Source organism: Candidatus Limnocylindrales bacterium, assembly GCA_035626395.1.
GTDB lineage: Bacteria > Desulfobacterota > Binatia > UBA1149 > CAITLU01 > DASPNH01.
In genome coordinates, this window is sequence record DASPNR010000002.1 from 253,395 (window position 1) to 277,580 (window position 24,186).

Genomic DNA, 24,186 nt, shown 5'->3' on the forward strand with positions numbered 1-24,186 from the left:
CTCCTTCAGTCGTTGCGGCCGAGCAGGCCTGTGCGGCGGCTGGCGGCGAGCGCATCGATCGCGTCGACGCGGCGGATCACGCGCCGCAGCTCGGCGGCGAATGCTCGGCGCTTCTCCGCAAGATCACTGCCGTCGCTCGCGAGCAACCCGCGGTTGCCGGCTAGCCGCAGCGCCGTCTGGAACAGCACCTTCGAGACCGACTCGGCGCGCGCCACGCGGCGCTGGAGCTGGTACTGCTTTCCGAGCGCCAGGCACTGCGCGACGAATCTTGCCTCGTCGAGCTTCTCCTTCGGATCGACCTTGGTCAGCGCGTCGGCGACCACGCGGTACGCCTCCAGGAACGGCCGCAGCACGCGGTGCGAATTGAACGGCTTGATCGAGAGCAGCAGCTGCTCGGTCTCCTTGCCGCCTGCGCGCAGCCTGCTCTCCCATTCCGGGTCGTGGAAGGCCATTTCCTCGCTCATCTCGGCGCGGAAGGTGGCGCGATCGGCGAAGAAGAACTCGAACTTGAGCAGATCGCGCAGCGCCATCGCCTCGTTCCAGAACAGCTCGAGCCTGTCGCCCGCTCCCGCCTCCGCCGCGGCCACGACCGCGAGCTCGGCGATGGAGCCGGTGACGAAGAAGTGGATGATCGTGTTGCGGTAGTACGCAGCCGTCAGGTACTCGTCGGAGCGGATGGCGTAGACGGCGTCGGCGCCCTCGGCAAAACAGGTGACGACGCCATTCTCGACCAGGTGCTCGAGCACGCGCTGCACCGAATCGGGCCGGGTCAGGTCCAGGTCCTCGGTCATCGGAAGCTTTCGGCGCCGTACGTAGGCCACCAGGTTGGTCAGCGCGGCCACCGTCTCCTCGACCGTCAGGGCCCGGTCGCCCACGCCGAGCAGCGCCAGCGTCACCAGCGAGGTGGGCGTGATGGGCGTGGCCTTGTTGATGCGGAAGCAGACTTCGAACGCGAGCTTCTGCAGATCCAGGCTGTTCTCGGCGATCTCCTCGGCGGTATCGGCCGTGCCGCGCTCGCCTAGCTGCTCGTTGAGCGAGATCGGCTCGCCGAACTCGATGTGGATGCCGCCGTAGCGGCGCCGCAGGCGGCGGATCACGCGCAGGAACCAGCCGAAGCTCTCCGACTCCTTGGCCGACCCGCGCTGCTCGGCCACGTACTCGCCGACGTCCTGGATCTGATCGTACGCGATCGCGACGGGCAGCAGCACGACGTCTTCGCTCTTGCCGCGCCGCCACGCATCCACGACGTAGGCAAGCATGCCGAAGCGCGGCGGCAGCATCTTTCCCGAGCGCGAGCGGCCGCCTTCGATGTACCACTCGAGCGAGAACCGCTTCTCGATCAGGTAATCGATGTAGTGCCGCAGCACGAACTTGTAGACCGGATTGTCCTTGAACGTGCGGCGGATGAAGAACACGCCGGCGCGCCGCACCAGCGGTCCGACCGGAAAGAAGTTCATGTTGATGCCGCCGGCCGTGTGGTTGGGCGGATGCCCGTTCTCGTGCAGCACGTACTGCAGGACCAGATGGTCCAGATTGGACTTGTGCGTGGGCAGGAACACGACCGGATGGCGCTGGGCCAGACTGTAGATCTGCTCGAGCCTCTTCTTGTCGTAGTGGATGATGTCGCCGTAGCCGCGCCGGTACAGCGAGCGGATGATGAAGGCGACGACGTCGATGACGAAGGGATCGTGAGTGGCCGCGATCTCGCGCAGATACCGCTGCGCATCCTCGGCGACCTTGGCCTCGGGCTTGCCCAGCTCGCGCGCCAGGCGTGCCAGACCTCCGCGAAATGCCGGCCGGCCCAGGATGTCCTGCTCGACCATGCGCGGGACCTTGTAGCGTGCGCCGCGAAGGCGACGCTCGGCCCGCTCCAGCGCCAGCGTGGCCTGCCGCGCGATGAACTCGGCCAGTCCCGTCGTCTCGCCGATGTCCTCGCCGCCGGCGCTGCGCCACCGCGCCCTCAGCTCCGAGAGGCGCGCCGGCTCGCCCGCCACGACCCGGCATCGCTCCGGATGACGCGCGATCGTCCATCGCTGCCGCACGCGTCCCGGATCGCGCGGATCGCTCATGGTCAGCATGTCGAGCGTGGAGAGCGTGCGTAGGCCGTCGGTCTTGCCCGAGAACCACGCCACGCGCAGCGGGGCCATCAGCGGATCTCCGCCCGAGGCGACCGCCGACTCGAGCGCCGCGTGGCTTCCCCTGCGGCGCCTGGCGGGGCCGCGCGTGGGAGGAATGGAGACGACATCGACCGCCGCGTCGGGGAATTCCCCGGGACGCTGGCGCGCGATCCAGTCCTTCAGCAGCCTGCGTTCGAGCTCGGTGCAGGCGTCGAGAAGGAAGACGATCCGCTCGGCACTCGCGCTCGGCCATGGCGGCTCGATGGACCCGGTGTCGGCGGAAAGGGCGGCCAGGCTCACGGCGAGTCTTGTAGGCCAGTGGCCGCTCACAACGCAACGGCGGCGTGCTATGGTGCGCGCCCCCATGAGTAGTAGGGCACTGATGACGCGGGACATCGAGGAAGGACCGTCCGGCCCTTCCATCGGTGCGTTCTTCGACCTCGACCGCACCTTGATCGCCGGCTTCTCGGCCTCCGCATTCGTGCGCGACTGGCTGACCAGCGGCAGGGCCGCCGCCGTCGACGTCGCGACCTCAGCCGCAGCCGCCCTTTCCTTTCAGCTCGGCCAGAAGAACTTCTCGGCCTTCGTGTCGGAAAGCCTGCAGATGGTGCGCGGCCTGACCGAGGCCGAGCTCGAGGAGATCGGCGAGCGCCTGTTCGGGCAGACGATCGCCGCCAGCATCTACCCCGAATCCCGTGCGCTGGTGGAAGCGCATCGCGCCAAGGGGCACACGCTGGCCGTCGTCTCTTCGGCCACGCGCTTCCAGGTCGCTCCCGTCGCGCGCGAGCTAGGCATCGAGCACGTCTTCTGCACCGGCCTGGAGGTGGCCGACGGCAAGCTCACCGGCAACGTGGTGCGGCCGACCTGTTACGGCCCGGGCAAGGCCGAGTTCGCCGAAGCGTTCGCGCGCGAGCGCGGCATCGACATGAGCCAGAGCTACTTCTACACCGACAGCGACGAGGATCTTCCGCTGCTGCTGGCGGTGGGGCGGCCGCGTCCGGTCAATCCGAGCAGGCGCCTGGCGGCGATCGCGGCCAAGCGCGTCTGGCCCGTGCGCACGTTCACCAGCCGCGGCATGCCGAGCATCACCGATATCGTGCGCACGTCTCTGGCCGTGGGTTCGATGATCCCCTCCTTCCTGCTCGGCCTGCCGGCGGCGATCCTGGACGGCGACTTCCGCCAGGCCATCAACCTTGCCGCCACGACCTGGGGAGAGCTCGGAACCGCGCTGGCCGGCATCCACATGACGGTGCATGGCGAGGCCAACATCTGGACGCAGCGGCCGGCCGTGTTCATCTTCAACCATCAGAGCGCACTGGACGTCCTGCTGGTATGCAAGCTGCTGCGTCGCGACTTCGTCGGCATCAGCAAGCAGGAGGTGCGCACGGTGCCTATCCTCGGGCAGGCGTTCGAGCTGGCCGGCACCATCTTCATCGACCGCTTCAATCACGCCGAGGCCATCAAGGCGCTGGAGCCGGCCACCGAGGCGCTCCGGCACGGGCTCTCGATCGCCATTGCGCCCGAAGGCACGCGCAGCGTGGGCACGCGCCTGGGCCGCTTCAAGAAGGGGGCCTTCCGCATCGCGATGGCGGCTGGCGTGCCGGTGGTCCCGATCGTCATTCACAACGCGGTGGATGCGCTGCCCAAGCACGGCCTGGTCATCCGCTCCACCAGCGTGGAGGTGACGGTGCTGGCGCCGATTGCCACCACCGGCTGGACGCACGAGAACCTCGACGAGAACATCCGCAGGATCGAGGAGCAGTACCGGCGCGTGCTGGCCATCCACGACCACGAATGAGGAGGACGACATGAGCGATGCACCGGCGCCTGCGCGCAACTTCAACCACATCGCCTTCCCCACCGCCGACACCGAAGCCACTCGGCGCTTCTACACCGAAGTGCTCGACATGAAGCTGGTCGGTGCCGTGCGGCCCGACATGAGCGGCACGACACGCCAGGAGCACCCGCACATCCATACGTTCTTCGCGACCGGCAGCGGCGAATGCATCGCGTTCTTCGAGATTCCTGGCTTCCGGCCGCAGCCCAACAAGGATGGTGCGCCCGATTTCACCCGCCACATCGCCTTCGGCGTCGATTCCGAGGAGCAGCTTCTGGCGTGGCGGCGGCGCCTGCAGGAGAAGGGCGTGGAAGTCAGCGGCGTCATCGAGCACGAAGGGATCTGGAAATCGATCTACTTCCGCGACCCCAATCACCTGGTGCTGGAGCTGACGTGGCAGACGCGGCCGCTGTCGGCGGAGGACGCCGACAACGCACGGGCAATGGTGGAGGATTGGAACAGGACCCACGGCGGCTGGGCAGCAGGAAACGTCGGATGAACATGACGCTGGACGGAAAGGTCGCGGTGGTCACGGGCGGCTCGCGCGGGATCGGCAAGGGCATTGCGGCGGCGCTGGCGCAGGCAGGAGCTCGCGTGATGATCACCTCGCGCAATGCCGAGAGCTGTCAGGCGGCGGCGGCCGAGATCGGCGCCGACTGCCTGTTCGAGCCGGGCCACGTGGGACGGCAGGAGGACGCCGAGCGCGTCGTGGCCGCCACGATGCAGCGGCTCGGACGGCTCGACATCCTCGTCAACAACGCCGCCACCAATCCCTACGCCGGCCCCACCATCGACGTCGACATCCCGCGCTGGGAGAAGACGATCAGCACCAACCTGACGGCGCCGCTGGTGTGGACGCAGCTAGCCTGGCGCACCTGGATGAAGGAGCACGGCGGCTCCATCATCAACATCTCGAGCGTAGGCGGGCTGGCGACCAACCCGATCCTCGGCGTCTATGACGTCACCAAGGCGGCGCTCATCCATCTGACCAAACAGCTGGCTGCCGAGCTCGGGCCCAAGGTGCGCGTCAACGCAATCGCACCGGGCCTGATCAAGACCGACTTCGCGCATGCACTTTGGGCAGAAGGACGCGGGGACGCCGTAGCGATGGCTTACCCGCTCAAGCGCCTCGGAGAGCCACGAGATATCGCTCAGGCTGCCCTCTATCTTGCCGACGACGCCGCCAGCGGCTGGATGACCGGCAACACGCTCGTCATCGACGGCGGCGGACTGGTCAGCTTCGGCAAGGTCGGCTGAGACCATCGTCGCGCGCGAGGCGCGCAGCAACGCGCGCGTCTTGCGCGACGAAAGTCTGGTCTTCGTGCTTCGCGCCCACAGGCGCCGGCCAAGTCCGAATATCAGCAGATACATTGCCCTGTCCTCTTGGCGGGAAGGTCGCTGCCTTCCCGCCGGTCGCAAAACCGATCCTCCATTGGATGCATGCAGCTCGAGACGCTCGCGCATCACACCAGACGCAGCCGCGCACGGCCCATGGCGCTGGATTGCAGCAGCATCCACAGCGCCATCGCACTGGCCAGGGCGCCGGCGGCGAACACCGCGCCGTAGCCCGAGGCCTCGGCCAGCACGCCCAGAGCGGCGGCGCCGCCCCACGCGCCGAGATTGAAGGCGCCGGCGAAGAGCGTCATCAGCCGCCCGCGCTCGCTCGGTAGCGAGTACTCGATTGCCAGCGCATTGAGCGACGGAAAGAACACTCCGTGCGCCAGGCCGAACACCGCGCCGATGCCGATTAGCGAGGTGGCGCCGAACAGCGCCACGTACGCGACGATGGCCACGTAGAGCGTCAGCGCCAGCAGTGCCACGCGCTTGCGCCCGAAGCGGTCGGGCAGCCAGCCGCAGAACAGGCGCACCGCCACCGCCGCCGAAGCGTACGCGACGAAGAAGCTGCTGACGTCGCGATAGCCCTCGGCCAGCGCCAGCGGCTGCAGGAACGTGAACATGGCCGCGAACGCCACTGCGATGAGGAACACCACGCTCATGTACAGGCGGCTCTGCGCGCGGCGCGCCACCTGCATCAGCGTCCCGCGACGACCTTCCTGCACCGGCGTTCGCCCGTCGGCGCAGCCGGCGAGCACCGCCGCCACCAGCGACGCGACCACGGCCAGCGCGAACACGCTCGGCCACCCCGCCGCCTCCGCCAGCGGCTCGTCGATGGCCGGAGCGATCGCATTCATGATCAGCATGCTGCTGCCGGCCAGCCCGACGGCTTCGCCGAGGCGCGAGGTCGGCGCCATGTCGGCGATCAGCGTCGAGTACGACGCCATCTGCATCGTGAAGGCGATGCCCTGCACCACACGCAGCGCGTACAGGAGAAACCCGACTTCGGTGACGTAGGTGAAGCCGAGCGAGCTGAGGGCCAGCAGCAGCGCGGATCCGACGAACAGCGCGCGCCGCGAGACGTGATCGATGCAGCTTCCCACGGCCACCGTTGCGGCCACCGAAGCTGCGCCGAAAACGCCCGCGACCCAGCCGATCTCGGCAGGACCCGCACCCAGCTCGAGGGCCAGGTACTTGGGCAGCAGATGAAAGCTCGAGAATGCGAAACCGAAGGCGCTGCCGGCACTCAGCAGCAGTGCGAACGGGCGCGTCCAGAGCACGTCGGCAGTCGCGACGCGCACCGAGGCGCCGCTGGCCAAACCGCCGGCTGTTCCTGGTCCCTGCTCTAGGATCGTGTCTCGCATCGTCTCTCTCCAGCCTTCTCCGAAGAGGCCGAGGAGCGATGCGGTTTCCGCGACACCCTTCGGCCTGGCTCCGGCGAAGGGTTGCGGTTGCTGCGTCTTACGACTTCAGGCGGACCACAACGCCTTCTCGCCATGCCAGTGCATGAGCGAAATGAACGTCGGATTAGCCTGTTTGCGTACGCGCAGCATCGGGAGCTTCGAGTTGTAGTCGCCCATTGCTTCGCGGTCAAGCCTGGCGGACGAGAAACTCACTCCTCGATGAGATCTTCGATCCAGGAATAGACTGCGACGGCCGAGGGAAGGCCGATGGTGCTTGCCGCAAGGGCAACGACATGGCGAATCGCCTCCGGTGTGCAGCCGGCTGCGCGCGCCTTGCGCACGCAGGAATGGACGGCGCCTTCGCGACCGGCGCCGACGGCCACGGCCAGCTTGAGCAGGCGCAGCGTCTGCTCGTCGTAGGGACCGGCCTCTTCGGCCTTTCGCATCATGTCCCATGCTTCGCCGAGCTTGGGAAAGTGTCGTACGAAGGAGCTGTAGGTTCTGGGCGGCTTGGCTGGCTGGTTGCTCATCACGAACCTCTCCTGTCGTTGCCGCGCGCGGGCCCGACAACGACGTTGCGCGGCGTCCCATCCAGGAACGCGCGCACGTTCTGCGCGGTCTCCCGCATTAGACGCTGCCGAGCCGCGAGAGTCGACCACGCCATATGCGGGGTGATCCAGCAGGCAGGCGCCGAGAGCAGCGGATGATCGGACGGTGGCGGCTCGGCCGACAGTACGTCGAGCGCTGCGGCGGCGGGTCGCCCGCTTGCAAGCGCGCGTGCGAGCGCGGCCTCGTCGATGAGGCCGCCGCGCGCGGTGTTGATGAGGATGCTTCCGCTGCGCATGCGCCGCAGAAGGCTCGCATCGACGAAGCGCTCGTTGTCGTCGGTCAGCGGGCAGTGCAGGCTGACGATGTCGGCCTGCTCGAAGATCTGCTCCACCGATGCCCACGCAAAGCCGCGGTAGCTGCCGGGGCGGCTGCGGCTGGGGCTGTGCGCGAGGATTCGCATGCCGAAGGCGCTGGCGATCTCTCCTACGCGGCAACCGATGCGGCCATGCCCGACGATGCCGAACGTCTTGCCGGCAAGCTCGGTCGTCGTGCGCAGCCAGAAGCTGAAGTCCGCGCTCCTGGACCAGGCGCCCTCGGCCACGGCCATGGCGTGCGCGCCCACCGCGTTCGTCACCTCCAGCAGCAACGCGAACACGTGCTGCGCCACCGACTCGGTCGAATACTCGGGCACGTTGCAGACGACGATGCCGCGTGCGGCGGCCGCCTCCAGATCGACCACGTTGGTGCCGGTGGCCAGCACCGCGATCATGCGCAGCTCCGGCAGCGCATTCAGCGCGTCGGCGGTGATGAGCGTCTTGTTGGTCAGGATGATCGCGGCGCCGCGTGCGCGCTCGACCACGGCCTCGGGCGAGGTGCGTTCGTGGACGACGAGCGTGCCGAGGGCGGCGACGTCGGTCCACGGATTGTCGCCCGGATCGAGGGTGGCGCCATCGAGGACGACGATTTTTCCCGCGCGCCCGTTGTGCTTTGCTTCGCTCAACGGCGCCGTTGTGGTCCGTCGCCTTTTGCGACGCAACACGGCCATCAGGAGCCCATCATGCCGCTCGAGCCCATCGTCCTGGACAGCGTCAAGAAGATCGGCCTCGGTCTGCAGCGCCCCGAAGACGTCGTCGTCTCCCGGGACGGACGCGTGTGGGCCTCGGATCAGGCCAGCGCCTGCGCCGAGATCCTTGCCGACGGCAGCCTTCGGCGCCTCGGCAAGGCCGGCGGCGCGCCCAACGGCATCAACATGGACCTGGAAGGCAACATCATCATCGCCAATTTCTTCGACGGGCCCCTTCAGAAGCTCGACGTAACGAGCGGCGACGTCACGACGGTCTGCAACGAGGTGGAGGGCGTGCGCCTGACGCACGCGAACTACCCGCTCGTCGACAGCCGCGGCAACATCTGGTGCACCAACTCGACGTACGCCGACCCGTGGGAGACGGCGCTCGATGGCCGCTCCGACGGCTTCCTGTTCCGCGTCGCTCCCGACGGCACGGGCACCATCCTCGCCGACGGCATCCAGTTCGCCAACGGAATCGCGCTGGATGCCGAGGAGCGCTTCCTCTGCGTGTGCCAGACCACCGGCTGCAACGTCCTGCGCTATCCCATCCATGGCGATGGCAGCCTTGGCCCGGCCGAGCTGTACGGCCCGGTGCTCGGCGAGCGTATTCCGGCCGGTGTCACGCCCGATCAGCTGCCGCCGCCCGAAGTGCTGCGCACGCTCGGCCTCACCGACGGCTGCGCCTTCGACGCCGAAGGCAATCTGTGGGTCACGCTGGTCACGGCCAACAAGATCGTCGCCATCACGCCGGCGCTCGAAGTCGTCACCATCCTCGAGGATCCCACCGGTGCGGTGATGAACCATCCCACCAACGTCAGCTTCGGCGGCGCCGACATGAAGGACCTCTACATCGGCAGCATCGCGGTCGACTACGTCCTGAAGGCGCGCAGTCCGGTCGCGGGCATGCCGCTGGTGCACCAGCGCTGACCCGCAACGCCGCGCTATCGCGGGGACGGGATCGAAACGGCCTTCGGTCCGGTCAGATCCTCGAGCATCTCACCGTACATGCCGCGCTTGAGCACGCGGCACGCATCGCGGCTCTTGCCGGCAAGCGGCCGAAGCCGCTCCACTGCCGCCGGCACGACACCCGCCTCCGGCTCGATCGCATCGACGATGCCCAGGCGCAGGCTCTCATCGGCCGAGAAGCGTGCGCCGGTCAGAACAGCGTCGCGGAAAACCCGCTCGCCGAGCTTCTCCTTGATGAGCGTGCGCATGCCCAGCACCAGCGGCATGCCAAGATCGATCTCGGGCAGGCAGAAGTAGCCGCGGTCGCTGCGCATGACGCGCCAGTCGTGCGCCAGCGCCAGCATCGCGCCGCCCGCGAAAGCATGCCCGTTCATCGCCGCGCAGGTCGCGACGGGGAACGCCACCAGACGGGCGAACAGCGCGAGCACCTGCCCGATGAACTTCATCGACGCCTCGTGCTCCTGCGTCGTCAACCAGTCCAGGTCGAGGCCGTTCGAGTAGAACTTCCCCTCCCCGGTCGTCACCAGCGCCGCCGCGCCCTTGCTGCTCTCGACTTCGTCCAGCGCCTGGTTCATCGCCCCGAGGAATGCCGGGTTGAACCGGTTCTCCCCGCACTTCATCTGCAGGATGAAAACATCCCCATCACGCGTCAGCTCGACATCGGCCATGAAAAACCCCGCGGTTAAGATGCAACTCCAAAAGCGACGTCAGGCCATCGCAACGCCACAACGCGGGCGACGAGAGTGCCCGAGATGCGAGGCAGCGGCCCGGGCCGCGAGCGGAAGCGTACTTCCTGTACGCTGAGCACGCAGGCCGGGCCGCAACGAAGCAGATCGGATGCTATCGTCGGCCGCGCATCCAGCGGCGCAGTCTCAGTCGCGACGGTACATCGTAACGACAGCCGCCCCGCCCAAGCCGAGATTATGCTGCAGTGCGACCTTGGCACCCGGCACCTGCCGCTTCTCCGCCTGTCCCCGCAGCTGCCAGTTCAGCTCCGCGCACTGCGCAAGCCCGGTGGCGCCCAGCGGATGTCCCTTCGAGATGAGGCCACCGGACGGATTGACGACCCACTTGCCGCCGTAGGTGACGGCGCCCGAATCGATCAGCTCTCCGCCCTTGCCCGGCTCGCACAGGCCGAGGCCCTCGTACGTGATGAGCTCGTTGCACGAGAAGCAGTCGTGCAGCTCGATCACCTGCACGTTCTCCGGGCCCATGCCCGACTGCTCGTAGACCTTCTCGGCGGCCTTGCGGGTCATGTCGGCGCCGACCAGCTTGATGCACGACTTCTCCTCGAACGTGGAGGGGAAGTCCGTGGTCATCGCCATGCCGGCGATCTCGACGGCGTTCTTCTGGAGGCCGTGCTTCTTGACGAAGTCCTCGCTCGCAAGGATCGCCGCACCGGCGCCGTCGCTGGTCGGGCAGCACTGCAGCTTGGTCAGCGGGCCGTAGACGGTCGGAGCGTTCAGGATGTCGTCGAGCGAATACTCGTCCTGGAACTGCGAGTACGGGTTGTTGACCGAGTGCTTGTGGTTCTTGTGCCCGATCTTGGCGAACTGCTCCCTGGTCGTGCCGTACTTCTCCATGTGCTCGATGCCGGCGTTGCCGAAGAACTGCGGTGCGCCGGGCGCATTGGCAAAGCCGCGCAGCGCGACCATCTCCGAGAAATGCTTGTCCATGGGGTTGGTGCGGTCCTGGAACTTCATTCCAAGGCTGCCCTTCTCCATCTTCTCGAAGCCGAGCGCCATGGCGCACTCGGCCAGCCCGCCCTCGATGAACTGCTTGGCCATGAACAGCGCCGTCGAGCCCGTGGAGCAGTTGTTGTTGACGTTGTAGATGGGCACGCCGGTGATGCCGATCTCGTAGACGGCGCGCTGGCCGGCGGTGGAGTCTCCATAGCAGTAGCCCACGGCCACCTGCTCGACCTTGTCGAAGGAGAGTCCGGCGTCGGTCAGGGCCTTGGTCCCTGCCTCCCTGGCCATGTCGGGGTAGTCCCAGGCCTTGCTGCCCGGCTTCTCGAACTTGGTCATGCCGACCCCGACGACGAACACTTTCCTGCCCATTTCGCTGCTCCTGTGGTTGGTTGGTGCCCGGCCCCGTCCTGCCAAGGGGCCGGTGCACGATCTTGCAGTTAACCGAGGCGCAGCGGAGAAGCGAGCGCCGCGGCGTGCCGGGGCGGTCTACGCCAGAAACCCGTCGACTGTGCCCGCGAGGCCGAGGCGTCAGACCGGGCCTGGGTTCAGGAACTCCAGGATCAACGCGTTGACCTGCTCGGCCGCCTGGATGTGCGCGCAGTGGCCGGCGCCGGGCAGCACCGCAATCTGCGCGCCCGGAATGCGGTCGGCCAGGATGCGCGCGTTGCCCGGCGGCACCAGCACGTCGTGCTCGCCGGTGACCACCAGGGTCGGGTGCGCGATCTGCGCGAGGCGTTCCCACGTGTCATGCCCCATGACCGCCGCCATCTGTGCCGCCAGCGTCGGTGCGCCAGCAGGCGTGAAGCCCGTGTCCGCGAGCAGTCCCTTGATCTCGTCGAAATTGGTTTCGAGATAGTCGCCGGGGAACAGCGTGGGCCCGATCTTGCGGATGACCTCGGCAGGATCCTCGGGCTGCTCGAGCATGAGCGTGCCGAGAAGGTCGCCGATGATCTCGCCGTCCGGCTGCTCGGTGTGCGCGCCGCCGCAGTTGGTCTCCAGAAGAATGAGCTTGTCGACGCGCTCCGGGTGCATCAGGACGAGCTCCTGCGCGATCATGCCGCCGTAGGACAGGCCCACGACGTGTGCGCGCTCGATGTCGAGATGATCGAGCACGGCCACGGCATCGGACGCGAGCAGCCCCATGGACACGGTGCGGTCGTCGCACTCGGACTTGCCGATGCCGCGGTGATCGGTCGTGATCACCTGGAAGCTGCGCGACAGCACCGGCACCTGCGGGAACCACCATCGCATCGGTGCGCCGAAACCCATCAGCATCAGGACGGGCGGCCCCTGACCATGTGTCTCATAGTAGATGCGACCGCCTTCGATCGGTGCGTACGGCATGTCTGTCTCCTGCCCTTCTCGTGCAATGCGCGTTGCTCTGCCCGCAACTCGCTGGTTCAATGCGCCTCTCGCGGCGACCCGACGCCGCGCGTTCTACCAGAGGAGCACGTCATGGCCGAGCAGTTCGAGCTGACCGACGAGATGAAGGCCCAGATCGGCAAGCAGTCGCCGCCCTGGGACTACGAGGTGACCACGACCAGCGTGCGCATGTTCGCTCGCGGCGTCGGCTACACCGATCCCGTCTACTATGACGTGGAGGCGGCCCGGAAGGCGGGCTACCGCAGCCTGCCGGCGCCGCCGACCTACCTCGGCACCGCCGTCTTCATCCCCGGCCGCTGCAGCGACACGTTCAGCGGGCCTTCCGAAGGGCTGCCCAGCGTCCATCACGGCCTCAAGGGCCTGCTCGACGGCGGCACCGAGACCGAGTACGTCGACGACATCTGCGCCGGCGACACGCTGACGGCCGTGCAGAAGCTGGCCGATCTCAAGGTCGCCAGCAGCGGCGCGCTCGGCAGGATGCTGCTGGTCACGTTCGAGACCACCTACACCAACAAGGCCACCGGCAAGGTCGTCGCCAGGCAGCGCGGCCAGGCCATCTACTACTGAGCAGGGAGGCGAGCATGCCGCGATTCGAAGAGATCGAGGAAGGCCAGGCGCTGCCCGAGCTGCGCAAGACCCCGACCCTGCAGACGCTGGTGAAGTACTCGGCCGGCAGCGGCGATTTCAATCCGCTGCACCACGACTACGATTTCCCGCAGTCCAAGCAGATCGGCTCCATCATCGTCCACGGGCGCTTCAAGTACGCGTCGCTCGGACAGCTCGTTTCGGACTGGCTGGGCCACGCCGGACGCATCGAGAGGATCTCGTGCCAGTACCGCGGCATGGACCTCCCGAACGCGACGTTCGTCTGCAAGGGCGTCATCAAGAAGAAGTCGGACGAAAACGGAAAGAGAACGGTGGAGATCGACGTTTGGACCGAGAACGCCGAAGGAAAGAAGACGACGCCCGGCTCGGTCACCGTCGCGTTTCGATGAGGAGGTCTTCGTCACGCTGGATCTCGGCCCACTTTTGCACCTTCCAGCGCTCGAACTCCTCGCCTTCCCACGCACGATGATCGCCCCGCCGGTAGGCCTGCGCATTGCGATGGTAGAGCCAGGCGTTGAGGCGATTCTCGCGTGCGGAGTCGCGCTGCTTGATGGCCTTGGCCGGAATGCCGGCGATGATCGAGCCGGGCTCGAAGGTCGAGCCTTCCTTGACCACCGCGCCGCCGGCCACGATCGAGCCCGCGCCGATCACCGCACCGTCCATCACAACCGCCCCTACGCCGATCAGGCAGGCATCGCCGATCGTCGCACCGTGCACGGTGGCGTGATGGGTGATCGAGCAGAAGTCGCCGATGATCGTCGGCACGTCGTAGCCGACGTGGATCATCACGAAATCCTGCAGGTTGGTCATGCGGCCGATGCGGACGTGGCAGCACTCGCATCGGATCACCGAGTTGAACCATAGCGAGGAGCCTTCGCCGATGGTGACTTTGCCATGGACGGCGGCCGTCGGCGCCAGGAAGACGCTGTCGTGAATCGATTGCACGAGGCCACAGATGCCGGCTGCGGCGATTCGGAGCAAGAACGCGCCGTCGCGGCGGAAGCCGAGGTGCGAAAGCGCGGCCACATCGCACTGGCATCGATGGTGGCCGTCGCGTGCCTCCTCTTCGCGTTCGTCTACCCGCCGTTCGACGTCGGCACCATCGCGCTGGTGGCGGTGGCGCCGGTCGCGCTGGTCCTGCTCGATCCCAGCCTGCGATGCTCGCTGGCGGCTGCCGCCGGCTCCGGACTGGCGTTCGGGTGGCTGGCGGCGCTGATGATCGTGGGCCCGTGGATGTACCAGGCGGCGGCGCAGTACTTCGACAAGCCCGCCACCTTCGCCGCCGCCTTCACCGTTGCCGTCAACGGCGGCTACGTGGCGGTCTTCTATGCCGCATTGTTTGCGCTGCTGCGGCTGCTGGCCGCGGCCTCGCCGGTGCAAGCGGTGCTCGGCACGGCCTCGTTGTGGACGGGCCTCGAGTACGTGCGCGCTGCCGCTGCCGGCAATGCCTGGGCGCTGCTCGGACAGGGCCTGCATGACGTGCCGGTGCTGCGCGAGGCTGCCGGCGCCGGCGGCGTCTGGCTCCTGACCTGGGCTTGCGCACTGACGGGAGCCGCCATCGGCGTGGCGCTGCGGCGCGACATCGATGCGCGCGCGCGACGCCTGGCCATCGATCTGGCCGTTGCCGGTCCCGTCGTTCTGGCGCTGCTGGCGTGGGCGACCCGGCCGGCGCCCGCTGGCCGCGCGCTGCTGCCGCTTCGCGTGGCAGGCGTGCAGGCCGACATCGCCGGCACCGATCTGTGGAAGCCCGAGCTGCGCATGGCGCATCTGCAGCGATACGTCGAGATGACGCGAGAGCTCGAGCCGGGACGCGTCGACCTGGTGGTGTGGCCCGAGAACGCGGTTCCCCTACTTCTGGACGCGGACAAGGCCGTGCGCGAGCGCCTCGCCGACCTGGCGCGCACGCTCGGCAGCGCCTTGCTCGTCGGTGCGCCGCGCAGCAGCTCGGGCGGGGACGGCACCGCACGCTTCTTCAACAGCGCCTGGCTGTTCGCGCCGGACGGCTCGGTCGCGCACTACGACAAGCTGCATCTGCTGCCCTACATCGAGACCTCTCCCGCCTTCATGCCCGTCATTGCTCCGAGCGCGCAGTACGATGAAGGCGACGGTGTCGTGCTGTTCGACGTCGCCGGATGGCGAGTCGCCCCGCTCATCTGCCTGGAGGCGATCCATCCCGGCTATGCGCGCGCGGCGGCCATGACGGGCGCGGACGTTTTCGTCAACATCTCCAACGATGCCTGGTTCGGCGCCGGATACGGCCCCGAGCAGCATCACGTGATGAGCGTGCTGCGCGCAGCCGAAAGCCGCCGCCCGATGGTGCGAGTGGCCAACGGAGGGGTGACGGGCGCCGTCGATGCGCGCGGCGCGCCGATCGGCGAGCGCAGCGTGCGATCGACGGGCGTGCGTCTGTTCGAGGTGGCGCCCGCGGACAAGCCGCTGTCGTTCTTTCACCGGTGGGGAGACTGGGCGGCCTGGGCTGCGCTCGTGCATTCGGCGCTGCTGTGCGGGCATGCGCTGCGCCGCCGCCGGCAGGCCGCGAACCGTGCCTTCCGCGACGAGAAGCCGGCGAACGCGTGACGGTCAGCGCCGGCGCCAGGTGCCGCCTGCGTCCTGCACCCACCAGCCGGGCTCCGCCTTGGCGACCCATGTTTCGGCGAAGATCTGCTGGATGTCGCGCACGCGCTCGCTTCCGTAGCCGTTGGCCGCCGCGATCTCGCGGTAGAGCTGCGTGCGGTCGCGGTTCTCCGCTTCGACCAGCCGTCGCACTGCCGCCTTGCCCGCCAGGTCCAGACCCGCAAGATCGCGCGCGACCAACACGCCGCCGCGGTCGATGCCCACCGCGCCGCTGTTCATGTACGGACGCAGCTGCGCGGAGCGAGCCTTGATGGCGTCCTTCAACGCGCGGATGGCGGGCGTGGAGACGTTGACGTCCGGATCGGCAGCGTGCGCATCGGCGACGAGGAGAGACGAAGCCATCGCCAGCAGCCTCCCAGGCGACAGGCTGCTGCGCGGCTGCACGGAAGCGTCCTTTGCGGCATCGCCCCACGTCTCCTCGACGATCTGCTCGGCGGCCTCGCGTACCTGCGGCGCCGGAAAGTAGATGTTGACCGTCACGCACGCGCTGGCGGCGGCCATCGCGAACATGAGGGCGAGCGATCGGATACTATTGCGACGTTGCATCACGCGCTTCTCCTTCCTCCTCGCCTAGGCTGCGCAGGCGCGACAGCATTTCCGAGAACGACATCCGCTGCGTATGGCTGATGACGTTGACCGTGGGCGGGAGCAAGCTGCCCTTGACCAGGTATTCGCCGCCGTCGTCGGCGCGCTCGACTCCGTGCAGTTCGAATTGATCGTTTCTCAGGCTGCCGCGCACGCCCAGCCTGGAATAGCGGAACTCGTTGACCAGCCGCAAAGCGATGCCGCCGAGCGAGGCGTCGGCGCCGCCGAGCGCGCTCAGCTTCGACAACGCCCGAACGCTGATCGTCTGGGCGACGCCCGGCCGCGGCACCGAATGCAGGTCCACGTCGAACGACTGGAGCTGGCCGGCCGCGATTTCGAGGTCGTTGACGTGCCCTTCGAGCACGCCACGTATGTGCCCGAACGGCAGCGCCTGCGTCATCTCCGCCAGCTGCAGGTCTTCGGCGACGGCATCGAGCCGGAACACCGACACGCGCGAGAAGGGCGTGCCGATGGACATGTCTCGCAGGTGCACCCTGCCGCCGAAGACGTGCGCGGTGGCGGCGCCGGTAACGCTCAGTGCCACCGGATCCATGGCCATGCCGCCAAGGTCACCTTCCAGGCGCCCCTGCACCGCAGGCCAGCCTGCATCTTGCAGCAGCCTCGAAAGATCGACGTCGCGCAGCAGACCACGCGCGCGCAGTTGCAGCGTGCGCTCCTCGCGCTCGACCAGCGCGAGGTCCTCCAGCGTCAGCGCGCCGCCCCCTACCCTCAGCGTCACGGGCGCGGTCGCATCGAGGCGCCCGGCGCGAGCGATCGACTCGATGCGAAAGGGGCCGAAGCGGATGCCGCCGATGCGCAGGTCGGCTGCCGCGAGCGTTCCGCCGATGTCGACGACGGGCTCGGCATTGCGAGAAAAGAACGGGATGCGTGCCGTCAGGTCGTCGAGCAGGAAAGCCGGCGAGCTGGCGCGCAGCGACTGCGCATGGACGACGCCAGAGATTGCCGGCGCGTCCGAGCCGGCGCCCGTGATCGTCATGCGCACGGAGGACTTGCCGGTGACGGTGAGATTGGCGAGCGCCGGATAGGCGGCGCCGAAGGGCTCGCGCACGAGCTTGTCGAAGGATCGCTCGAGGTTTTCGGCGCTCAGATGCAGTGAGCAGCGCGAGAGCTCGTCCTGCAGCGTCCAGGTGAACGCCGCCTGCATCTTCAGCAGGCCGCGCAGCTCGGCGCTGGCAATGTCCAGATCCACCGTCTTGGCCGCGGCGGTGGCGGTCGCGGCAGCCGAGACGGGAAACGCGCCCAGGTCCACGAGCACCTCGTCCCACAATGCAGAGCCGCTGCCGATCTGAAGCTCGAGCGCGTAGCGCTGATCCGTGGAGGCGGCTTCGCGCGGCAGCCTCTCGAGTCGCAGCCGACCCGCCAGCTTCTCGGCGGCGCGCGTCGCCGACGGATCCGAGATGTCGAGCGTCGTGGCGGTAATGCCCAGCGCGCCGGCGTGCTGATCCAGGACCAGGGTTCCCCTGGCGGTTGCCGCATCGCCGATCCGCACGGCGCCCTCCTCGATCTCCAGGCGCTCCAGCGGCGCCGGCAGCGCCGTGGCAAGAAGGCTGCGCAGCACGCTGCCGTCCTCGCCCGTGCGGTCGATGGACAGCCGCGGCCGGATGAGGCGCGCCGTGGTGACGAGGTAGGGCGGCTGCAGGCGCAACGTGTTGAACACCTCCACCAGCGGCGCGGCGGCCACCTCGCGGCCGCCCGCGTCGCGAATCACGACGTCGGTCGCCGTCACCGACAGCTCCCGATCCATCCGCACCGAAGCCGCCTGCACGTCGTAGCCCGCCAGCAGGAGCTGGCGTTGCAGCTCGCTGCGTACGAGCTCGGTGCCGCTCCACAGCGGAAGCGTCGCGTACAGCGCAACGACGAGCAGCAGGACCGTCGCAACGAGAACGCCGGCGGCAAGAATGGCGCGGCGCATGTCAGTGCATGGGAACCTGGGCCGTCGCCGCCCAGGTCAGACGGCGTCGCGCGGAGGAATCAGGAGATGCGTGATCTTGCGCAGGAATGCCGTCTGGCGGGCCAGACCTTCGGGCGAGGTCGCGTCGAGGTCGAACATCTGCTCGAGCAGCGGCGCCATCGCGAAGTAGCCGAGGATCAGGCTCTGGAACGCGACCATCAGCAGCGGCAGCTCCTGCGCCTCCCACTGCTCGACGGCGCGGCTGCGCTGCAGCGCCTCGATGCCGCGCATGTAGATGGGGCCGAGCCACTTGCCGCCGATGCGCGCCAGCCTCTCGCCGCCCGCCAGCGTCTCGTAGGTGATGAGCTTGGCCAGGTTGGGGCTGCCGGCGAGATGGGTGACGACCCGATCGATGGCACGGTCTTCGGTGTCCCGCGTCTGCTCCCCGCTGGCCAGCTCGACGAGCAGCTCCATGACCGGCTGCAGGCCGCGCTCCAGGACCGCTTCATAGAGGAGGTCCTTGCTCGGAAAGTGATTGTAGAGACTTGCCGGGTTCAGCCCGACGCCGGCTGCGATATCGCGGACCGCCGTCCCGGCCAGCCCGCGCTCCGCGAAGAGCTGCTCGGCGGCGTCGAGGATCCGCTCGCGCGTGGACTTGGTCTCCGACTGGATTGGCGCCGTCTCTGACATTCGTGGCCTTGCCGCCTTGCGGGGAAAGTGCTACCCAACAAACGTTCGTTTCATGGAACCGTTCGACTCCATCGCGTCTATCGCCGCCTCGTCAGCTTCGTCCGGTCTCATTGCCGCTCGCTTCCATCATCGCCAGGAACCGCGCCGGCTCCACCGAGACGAAGATTCCTTCGGCTTCGGCGGTGACGGTTTCGCCGGCGAACAGCTTGCCCGACGTGAAGATCTTGCGCCCCTCGACGCGGTCGACCCCGGCGTCGAAGCGCAAGGGCGTGTGCAGCGGCGTCGGACGCCGGTAGCGCACCGTCAGCGTGCCGGTCATTCCGGGATTTCCGCTGAGCGACTGCGCAAAGCCGAGCACCTCGTCGAAGGCGGCGGCGACGAAGCCGCCATGCACGTGTCCGGGCGGCCCTTCATAAGCGGCTCCGAACACCCCCGTGCCGTGAATGCGTCCCTCGCGCGCCTGCAGCGTCAGCGGCGGCGCAAGCGGATTGGACAAGCCGATCATCGGGCTCTGGTCGAAGAAGGCGCCGACGTCGCCGGCATTGGCGCTTTCGGCAAAGCCCCACTGCCCTTTGCGCTGGACGTGCTCCTCCAGAGTGACCGCATAGCGTTCGGCCGCCTCCGCCGCCCGCGAGAGCTGTTCTTCGGGAGCTGCGCTCAGCACCAGGCGATCGATGATCCTGCGCAGCGCAGCAGCCAGGCGCCGCTTCTGAGCCCATGCACCGCTGGCCGGCATCGTGGCCGCCTCGAAGTACAGGCTCCCTCTCTTCTCTTGCACGCCGCCGACTCTATGCAGAGCGGCGCGGCGAAACCAAAAGGACTGTGGCCGTCATGAAGCCAGGCACGCTCGATCTCTCCAACCCCGACAACTTCAACCACGGCTTTCCGCACGAGTACTTCCGCATGCTGCGGCAACAGGACCCCGTCCACTGGAGCGAGTGCGGCTTCGAGCCCGACCGCAACGGCAAGGGCTTCTGGTCCATCACCAAGTACGAGGACGTCAAGATGATGTCGCGTACGCCGCTTACGTTCTCGTCGCACGAGGGCGGCACCAACATCTTCGAGCTGCACGGCGACGACCTGATCGGGGCGCGCTCGATGATGCTCAACATGGATCCGCCGCAGCACGCCAAGTACCGGCGCCTGGTCGCGCACAACTTCACGCCGCGCCAGATCGAGAAGCTGCACGGCCACATCCGGGAGCTCGCCACCCGGATCGTCGACGACATCGCCACCCGCGGCGAGTGCGATTTCGTGGCCGACGTCGCCGCGCTGCTGCCGATGCGCACGATCATGGAGATCGTCGGCGTGCCCGAGGAGGACCAGAAGGCGGTCTTCGACCTGAGCAACCGGCTGATCGGCTTCGACGATCCCGAGTACCAGTGCTCCTTCGACGAAGGGAAGATGGCGGCGGCCGAGATGTGCATGTACGGCAACAAGCTGCGAGAGGCCGTGGCCGAGTGCCCGCAGGAGAACCTCGCCAGCGCGCTCTACCACGGCAAGGTCGACGGCGAGAGCCTGGACGCGTTCCAGTACAACTACTTCTTCCTGATGCTGATGATCGCCGGCAACGAGACGACCCGCACGATGACGTCGCACGGAATGCGGCTGCTCATGGAGCATCCGGCGCAGCGAAAGCTGCTCGTGGACGATCCGTCGCGTGTTCCGGCGGCCGTCGAGGAGATCCTGCGCTACAACCCGGCCGTCATGTACTTCCGGCGAACGGTGATGGAAGACGTCGAGCTGCGTGGCAAGAAGCTGAAGAAGGGTGACAAGGTCGTGCTGTGGTACCCGTCGGCCAACCGCGACGAAGAGATCTTCGAGGATCCCGACCGCTTCGACGTGACCCGCCCGATCCATGAGCACCTGGCTTTCGGAATCGGCGAGCACTTCTGCATCGGTGCCAGCTTCGCGCGCGCACAGCTGACGTCCATCTTCACCGAACTGCTGACGCGGCTGCCCGACATGGAGCTGGTCTCGCCGCCGCGCTACCTGCGGTCGAACTTCATCGACGGCATCAAGGAGATGCGCGTGCGATTCACGCCCGAGGCGGCCAGGCCGCGCGCGACGTGTCCGCATGCGGCGGCTGCCGCGGCGGCGGCGGAAGCCGGGGCCGAGGCTCAGCCCGCCGCGGCGGCGCAGGTATCGCAGGCCTCGCAGAGCTGAGCGGCCGACCGACGAACGCGCTCGCGGCGGGCGCCGGCGTGCACGGAGGGCGGTGCGCAGCAGGCACGCGCGGCGTGTACCGCCACTGCGCGCGGTCGGCAATCTCCTGTTCCCGATCACTTCGTGCTGTCAGCGGCCGATCGCTGGCGGCGCGTTTCCCAGAACTCGCTGCTGCCGCTAAATACGGAGCATCATGAAAGTCATCGTCGATTACGATCTGTGCGAGGCGAACGCGATCTGCATGCGCGTGGCTCCCGAGGTGTTCAAGGTGGATGAGAAGGACAACCTGCACGTCCTTCAGGAGAACCCTCCGGAGGAGCTTCGCGCCAAGGTCAAGGAAGCGGTGCGGCTGTGTCCGCGGCAGGCGTTGTCGATCCAGGATTGAAGCGGCTCGCGCCGCTGCGGCGGCGCAAAGATTCCATCCTGTCGCCCAGGCTCCTCCGCACGGCGTCGAGGCTTCGGACTCGCGCCTTTCAGAGATGCGCGGGGATGGAGCCGATCCCTCCGCTCTCGAGCCGCGGCAGCTGACTCCACGCGTGGCGGGAAAACGTCCCGCTACCGCCCCTTGAACTGCGGCTTCCTCTTCTCCTTGAACGCCCGTGGCCCTTCCTTGGCATCTTCGGTGCCGAAGACTTCCATGCCCAGGCGCATCTCGACCTCGCGCGCCTGATCCTCGGTCATGCATTCGGCCTCCAGCACCGCGCGCTTGATGTTGCGCACGGCCACAGGGCCGTTTTCGGCAATGCGCTGCGCGATCTCGCGCGCGGTTGCCAGTGCCTGACCCTCGGCGACGACGCGGCCGATCAGGCCCATCTCGCGCGCCTCGGCGGCGCTGTAGTGATCGCCGGTCAGCAGCACCTCCATCGCACGCGTGAAGGGAATCTGCCGCGGCAGGCGCGTGGTCGAGCCGCCCTGCGGAAACAGGCCCCAGCGCACTTCGGAGACGCCGAGCCGCGCGCCCTCGCCTGCCACGCGGATGTCGGTGGCCTGCAGGATCTCGACGCCGCCGGCGATGCACGAGCCTTCGATGGCCGCGATCAGCGGCTTGACCGTGCGCCGGCTGCGCAGCAGGCCGCGGAAGATCACCTGGTAGTCGTCGCGGATGCGCTGCTCCCAGTCGCTCTCGGGCGGCAGGCCCTTGAGTGAACGCGTCACCAGCTTGTCCAGATCGGCGCCCGCGCAGAAATGTCCGTTGCTGCCGGTCAGGATGACCACGCGCACGTCGTCGTCGGCGTCGGTTTCGTCCCACGCATCGGCCAAGCGGCAGATCATCTCGGGATTGAGGGCGTTGCGCGCCTCGGGCCGGTTCATGGTCAGGGTGACGACGTGGCCGTCGCGCTCGACGAGAAGGGCGGGCTGTTCAGACACTGCGTTGCTCCTGGTTCAGCTGACGGAGAATGGTTGGTGCGCGCGGTCCGATACGCGTCGTCGCCGGTCGCTCCGCACGCACCTCGTCTGGATCGACGGGGCACCGGGCCGGCCGGTCGTGGCGGCGGGAGCGCCGACGGCGCCGATTCCGTGCGCACGGCGGCGCTGCGGCAGGAACCGTGAGCTCAAGACGGGACCCCAATGCCGGCGGCCTGGGAGGCGTAGGTCTTCGCCCACCGGTAGTCGGGCTTGCCGCTGGGATGGCGTTCCATCTTCTCGACGAACTCGACGAAGCGCGGGACCTTGTAGCCGGCGACCTTGGTGCGGCAGTGCGCTTCCAGGTCGCCCGATGTCGGCTGCTTGCCGGGCCGCGGCTGCACCAGCGCCGCCACGCGCTCGCCCCAGCGGTGGTCGGGAATGCCGACGACGACGGCATCGAGCACGTCCGGATGCGCCTTGAGCGCCGCCTCGACCTCCTCGGGAAAGATCTTCTCGCCGCCGCTGTTGATGCACACGGTGCCGCGCCCGAAGACCCGGATCGTGCCATCGCTCTCGACGGTGGCCAGGTCGCCGGGCATCACCCAGCGCTTGCCGTCGATCTCGAAGAACGTCGCCGCGGTCTTCTCGGGGTCGTTGTAGTAGCCCACGGGGATGTGGCCGCAGCGCGCGAGCTTGCCGATGACCCCGGAGCCGGGCTCCACCGGCTTGCGGTTCTCGTCAAACACGCAGTTGGTCTCGTTCATCATGAACAGCGGCCCGCTACCGGCGCCGTGTCCGGTGCCCGCCATCATCGAGCCCTGATGTCCGGTCTCGGTGGCGCCGAAGCTGTCGACGATCATGACGTTGGGGATGGTCGCGCGAAGCTGCTCCTTGACCGCCTCCGACAGCACCGCGCCCGCCGAGCCGATGACGAAGAGCGACGAGACATCGGCCTCCTCGCCCATTTCGGCGATGGCTTCCACCAGCGGCCGCGCCATCGCATCGCCGACCATCGTCAGCGTGTTGACGCGCTCCTCCTTGATCAGCCGCGCCACGCGCCGCGGGTCGAAGCTCTTGCCTCGCTGCAGCACGGCCTTTCCACCGCCGAAGAACGCGATGATGGATGCCCATTCGGCCGCACCATGGATCAGCGGCGCGGCCGGCAGATACGTCAGCGCCATCCCGTTGCGGACGATGTCGGCCAGCTCCTCGCCCTTCTGGATCGGCGGCCCGCCAGGATTGCCGCCCTGCAGCCCCGCATAGAAGACGTCCTTGTGCCGCCACATGACGCCCTTGGGCATGCCCGTCGTGCCGCCGGTGTAGATGATGTAGATGTCGTCGCCGGAGCGTGGAGCGAAGTCGCGCTGCGGGCTGCCCGACGCGACGGCCTCGTCGTAGGCTACCGCGCCCTCGACGGTGCCGGCCGGCGCATCGCTGGTGTCCTCGCATTCGACCAGCACCTTCAGCGTCGGCACCTGGTCGCGAACGCCGGCCACGCGCGAGGCCAGCTCGCGCTGGAAGAAGACCGCCACGAGATCGGCGTCGCGCATCAGATACATCAGCTCGTCTTCGACGTAGCGGTAGTTGATGTTGACCGGCACCGCCCGCAGCTTGAACGTCGCCAGCATGGAGACGAGGTATTCCTCGCCGTTGTAGAGGTACATGCCGACATGATTGCCCGGCTGGACGCCGCGCGCGGCCAGGAAGTGCGCCAGACGATTGGCCTCCTCGTCGAGCTGGCGGTACGTGAAGCGCCGCTCGCCGCAGACCAGCGCCTCGCGATCGGGCGCGGTGTCCACGACCAGCTCGAAAAGGTCGGCGATGTTCAGCTCCATGAATCGGGCTCCTGGCGTCGGTGATTCGTTCGGCGCATGCGATGGCGCCGGCGCCATTTTCGGC

23 protein-coding genes are annotated in these 24,186 nt (G+C 67.9%); 9 read left to right on the plus strand and 14 right to left on the minus strand.

Features of this window, described 5'->3' with window-relative positions:
* Nucleotides 1-5 precede the first annotated feature (5 nt).
* Nucleotides 6-2,417 carry a glycerol-3-phosphate 1-O-acyltransferase gene (locus tag VEC57_01535; protein HYB97791.1) on the minus strand — a complete coding sequence of 804 codons (2,412 nt, stop codon included), beginning with the start codon at nucleotides 2,415-2,417 and terminating at the stop codon, nucleotides 6-8.
* Nucleotides 2,418-2,481: 64 nt separating this feature from the next.
* Here VEC57_01535 and VEC57_01540 point away from each other — a divergent pair, with 64 nt between their 5' ends.
* From VEC57_01540 to VEC57_01550, 3 genes are read left to right on the plus strand one after another with little or no spacing between them, the layout of a single operon-like run.
* Nucleotides 2,482-3,915, plus strand: coding sequence for an HAD-IB family hydrolase (locus VEC57_01540; protein HYB97792.1), 1,434 nt, complete (start codon nucleotides 2,482-2,484; stop codon nucleotides 3,913-3,915).
* Nucleotides 3,916-3,925: 10 nt separating this feature from the next.
* Complete coding sequence (locus tag VEC57_01545) at nucleotides 3,926-4,453, plus strand: VOC family protein (GenBank protein HYB97793.1); 528 nt, start codon at nucleotides 3,926-3,928, stop codon at nucleotides 4,451-4,453.
* The gene (locus VEC57_01550) at nucleotides 4,450-5,211 is read left to right on the plus strand and encodes an SDR family oxidoreductase (protein HYB97794.1); all 762 of its coding nucleotides are present in this window, start codon (nucleotides 4,450-4,452) and stop codon (nucleotides 5,209-5,211) included. The genes VEC57_01545 and VEC57_01550 overlap by 4 nt, the downstream gene beginning before the upstream one ends.
* Before the next feature lie 206 nt (nucleotides 5,212-5,417).
* On the opposite strand, the gene VEC57_01555 is transcribed toward VEC57_01550, so the two are convergent.
* From VEC57_01555 to VEC57_01565, 3 genes are all read right to left on the minus strand, one after another.
* Nucleotides 5,418-6,569, minus strand: a complete 1,152-nt coding sequence (locus tag VEC57_01555; protein HYB97795.1) for an MFS transporter — start codon at nucleotides 6,567-6,569, stop codon at nucleotides 5,418-5,420.
* Between the two features lie 332 nt (nucleotides 6,570-6,901).
* Nucleotides 6,902-7,222: a carboxymuconolactone decarboxylase family protein gene (locus VEC57_01560; GenBank protein HYB97796.1), complete on the minus strand. Its 321-nt coding sequence runs from the start codon at nucleotides 7,220-7,222 to the stop codon at nucleotides 6,902-6,904.
* On the minus strand, nucleotides 7,222-8,241 hold the full coding sequence (locus VEC57_01565; GenBank protein HYB97797.1) for a D-2-hydroxyacid dehydrogenase: 1,020 nt from the start codon (nucleotides 8,239-8,241) through the stop codon (nucleotides 7,222-7,224). Before VEC57_01565 ends, VEC57_01560 begins: the two co-directional genes overlap by 1 nt.
* A 57-nt stretch (nucleotides 8,242-8,298) precedes the next feature.
* On the opposite strand from VEC57_01565, the gene VEC57_01570 reads away from it, so the two are divergent.
* Nucleotides 8,299-9,234 carry an SMP-30/gluconolactonase/LRE family protein gene (locus tag VEC57_01570; GenBank protein ID HYB97798.1) on the plus strand — a complete coding sequence of 312 codons (936 nt, stop codon included), beginning with the start codon at nucleotides 8,299-8,301 and terminating at the stop codon, nucleotides 9,232-9,234.
* A 14-nt stretch (nucleotides 9,235-9,248) separates the two neighbouring features.
* Here the strand turns inward: VEC57_01570 and VEC57_01575 are convergent, their stop codons facing one another.
* The 3 genes from VEC57_01575 to VEC57_01585 all read right to left on the minus strand — a co-directional run bounded on the left by VEC57_01575 (nucleotide 9,249) and on the right by VEC57_01585 (nucleotide 12,308).
* Nucleotides 9,249-9,941 (minus strand): enoyl-CoA hydratase-related protein, encoded by a 693-nt coding sequence (locus VEC57_01575; protein HYB97799.1) that lies wholly within the window; start codon nucleotides 9,939-9,941, stop codon nucleotides 9,249-9,251.
* 204 nt (nucleotides 9,942-10,145) lie between these two features.
* On the minus strand, nucleotides 10,146-11,333 hold the full coding sequence (locus tag VEC57_01580; GenBank protein ID HYB97800.1) for a lipid-transfer protein: 1,188 nt from the start codon (nucleotides 11,331-11,333) through the stop codon (nucleotides 10,146-10,148).
* A 159-nt stretch (nucleotides 11,334-11,492) separates the two neighbouring features.
* Nucleotides 11,493-12,308: an alpha/beta fold hydrolase gene (locus VEC57_01585; GenBank protein ID HYB97801.1), complete on the minus strand. Its 816-nt coding sequence runs from the start codon at nucleotides 12,306-12,308 to the stop codon at nucleotides 11,493-11,495.
* Nucleotides 12,309-12,419: 111 nt separating this feature from the next.
* Here VEC57_01585 and VEC57_01590 point away from each other — a divergent pair, with 111 nt between their 5' ends.
* Both VEC57_01590 and VEC57_01595 read left to right on the plus strand, forming a co-directional pair.
* A complete protein-coding gene (locus VEC57_01590) occupies nucleotides 12,420-12,914 on the plus strand; it encodes a MaoC family dehydratase N-terminal domain-containing protein (protein HYB97802.1) in 495 nt (164 codons plus the stop codon).
* Between the two features lie 14 nt (nucleotides 12,915-12,928).
* The gene (locus tag VEC57_01595) at nucleotides 12,929-13,342 is read left to right on the plus strand and encodes a MaoC/PaaZ C-terminal domain-containing protein (GenBank protein HYB97803.1); all 414 of its coding nucleotides are present in this window, start codon (nucleotides 12,929-12,931) and stop codon (nucleotides 13,340-13,342) included.
* On the opposite strand, the gene VEC57_01600 is transcribed toward VEC57_01595, so the two are convergent.
* Nucleotides 13,323-13,898 (minus strand): gamma carbonic anhydrase family protein, encoded by a 576-nt coding sequence (locus tag VEC57_01600; protein ID HYB97804.1) that lies wholly within the window; start codon nucleotides 13,896-13,898, stop codon nucleotides 13,323-13,325. The two genes, VEC57_01595 and VEC57_01600, sit on opposite strands and share 20 nt — an antisense overlap.
* Between VEC57_01600 and lnt the strand changes: the two genes are divergently transcribed.
* Nucleotides 13,884-15,530, plus strand: a complete 1,647-nt coding sequence (lnt, locus tag VEC57_01605) for an apolipoprotein N-acyltransferase (protein ID HYB97805.1) — start codon at nucleotides 13,884-13,886, stop codon at nucleotides 15,528-15,530. The two genes, VEC57_01600 and lnt, sit on opposite strands and share 15 nt — an antisense overlap.
* A gap of 3 nt (nucleotides 15,531-15,533) precedes the next feature.
* On the opposite strand, the gene VEC57_01610 is transcribed toward lnt, so the two are convergent.
* From VEC57_01610 to VEC57_01625, 4 genes are all read right to left on the minus strand, one after another.
* Nucleotides 15,534-16,133, minus strand: coding sequence for a YdbL family protein (locus VEC57_01610; GenBank protein HYB97806.1), 600 nt, complete (start codon nucleotides 16,131-16,133; stop codon nucleotides 15,534-15,536).
* Entirely contained in the window at nucleotides 16,117-18,105 is a 1,989-nt protein-coding gene (locus tag VEC57_01615) for a hypothetical protein (protein HYB97807.1), read from the minus strand. The genes VEC57_01610 and VEC57_01615 overlap by 17 nt, the downstream gene beginning before the upstream one ends.
* A gap of 36 nt (nucleotides 18,106-18,141) precedes the next feature.
* Entirely contained in the window at nucleotides 18,142-18,774 is a 633-nt protein-coding gene (locus tag VEC57_01620; protein ID HYB97808.1) for a TetR/AcrR family transcriptional regulator, read from the minus strand.
* A 91-nt stretch (nucleotides 18,775-18,865) separates the two neighbouring features.
* Nucleotides 18,866-19,552: a PaaI family thioesterase gene (locus VEC57_01625; GenBank protein HYB97809.1), complete on the minus strand. Its 687-nt coding sequence runs from the start codon at nucleotides 19,550-19,552 to the stop codon at nucleotides 18,866-18,868.
* Between the two features lie 53 nt (nucleotides 19,553-19,605).
* On the opposite strand from VEC57_01625, the gene VEC57_01630 reads away from it, so the two are divergent.
* Nucleotides 19,606-20,940, plus strand: coding sequence for a cytochrome P450 (locus VEC57_01630; GenBank protein ID HYB97810.1), 1,335 nt, complete (start codon nucleotides 19,606-19,608; stop codon nucleotides 20,938-20,940).
* 193 nt (nucleotides 20,941-21,133) lie between these two features.
* Entirely contained in the window at nucleotides 21,134-21,325 is a 192-nt protein-coding gene (locus tag VEC57_01635) for a ferredoxin (protein ID HYB97811.1), read from the plus strand.
* A 170-nt stretch (nucleotides 21,326-21,495) separates the two neighbouring features.
* On the opposite strand, the gene VEC57_01640 is transcribed toward VEC57_01635, so the two are convergent.
* Both VEC57_01640 and VEC57_01645 read right to left on the minus strand, forming a co-directional pair.
* Entirely contained in the window at nucleotides 21,496-22,308 is an 813-nt protein-coding gene (locus tag VEC57_01640; GenBank protein ID HYB97812.1) for a crotonase/enoyl-CoA hydratase family protein, read from the minus strand.
* A 185-nt stretch (nucleotides 22,309-22,493) separates the two neighbouring features.
* The gene (locus tag VEC57_01645) at nucleotides 22,494-24,122 is read right to left on the minus strand and encodes an acyl-CoA synthetase (GenBank protein HYB97813.1); all 1,629 of its coding nucleotides are present in this window, start codon (nucleotides 24,120-24,122) and stop codon (nucleotides 22,494-22,496) included.
* Nucleotides 24,123-24,186: the final 64 nt, after the last annotated feature.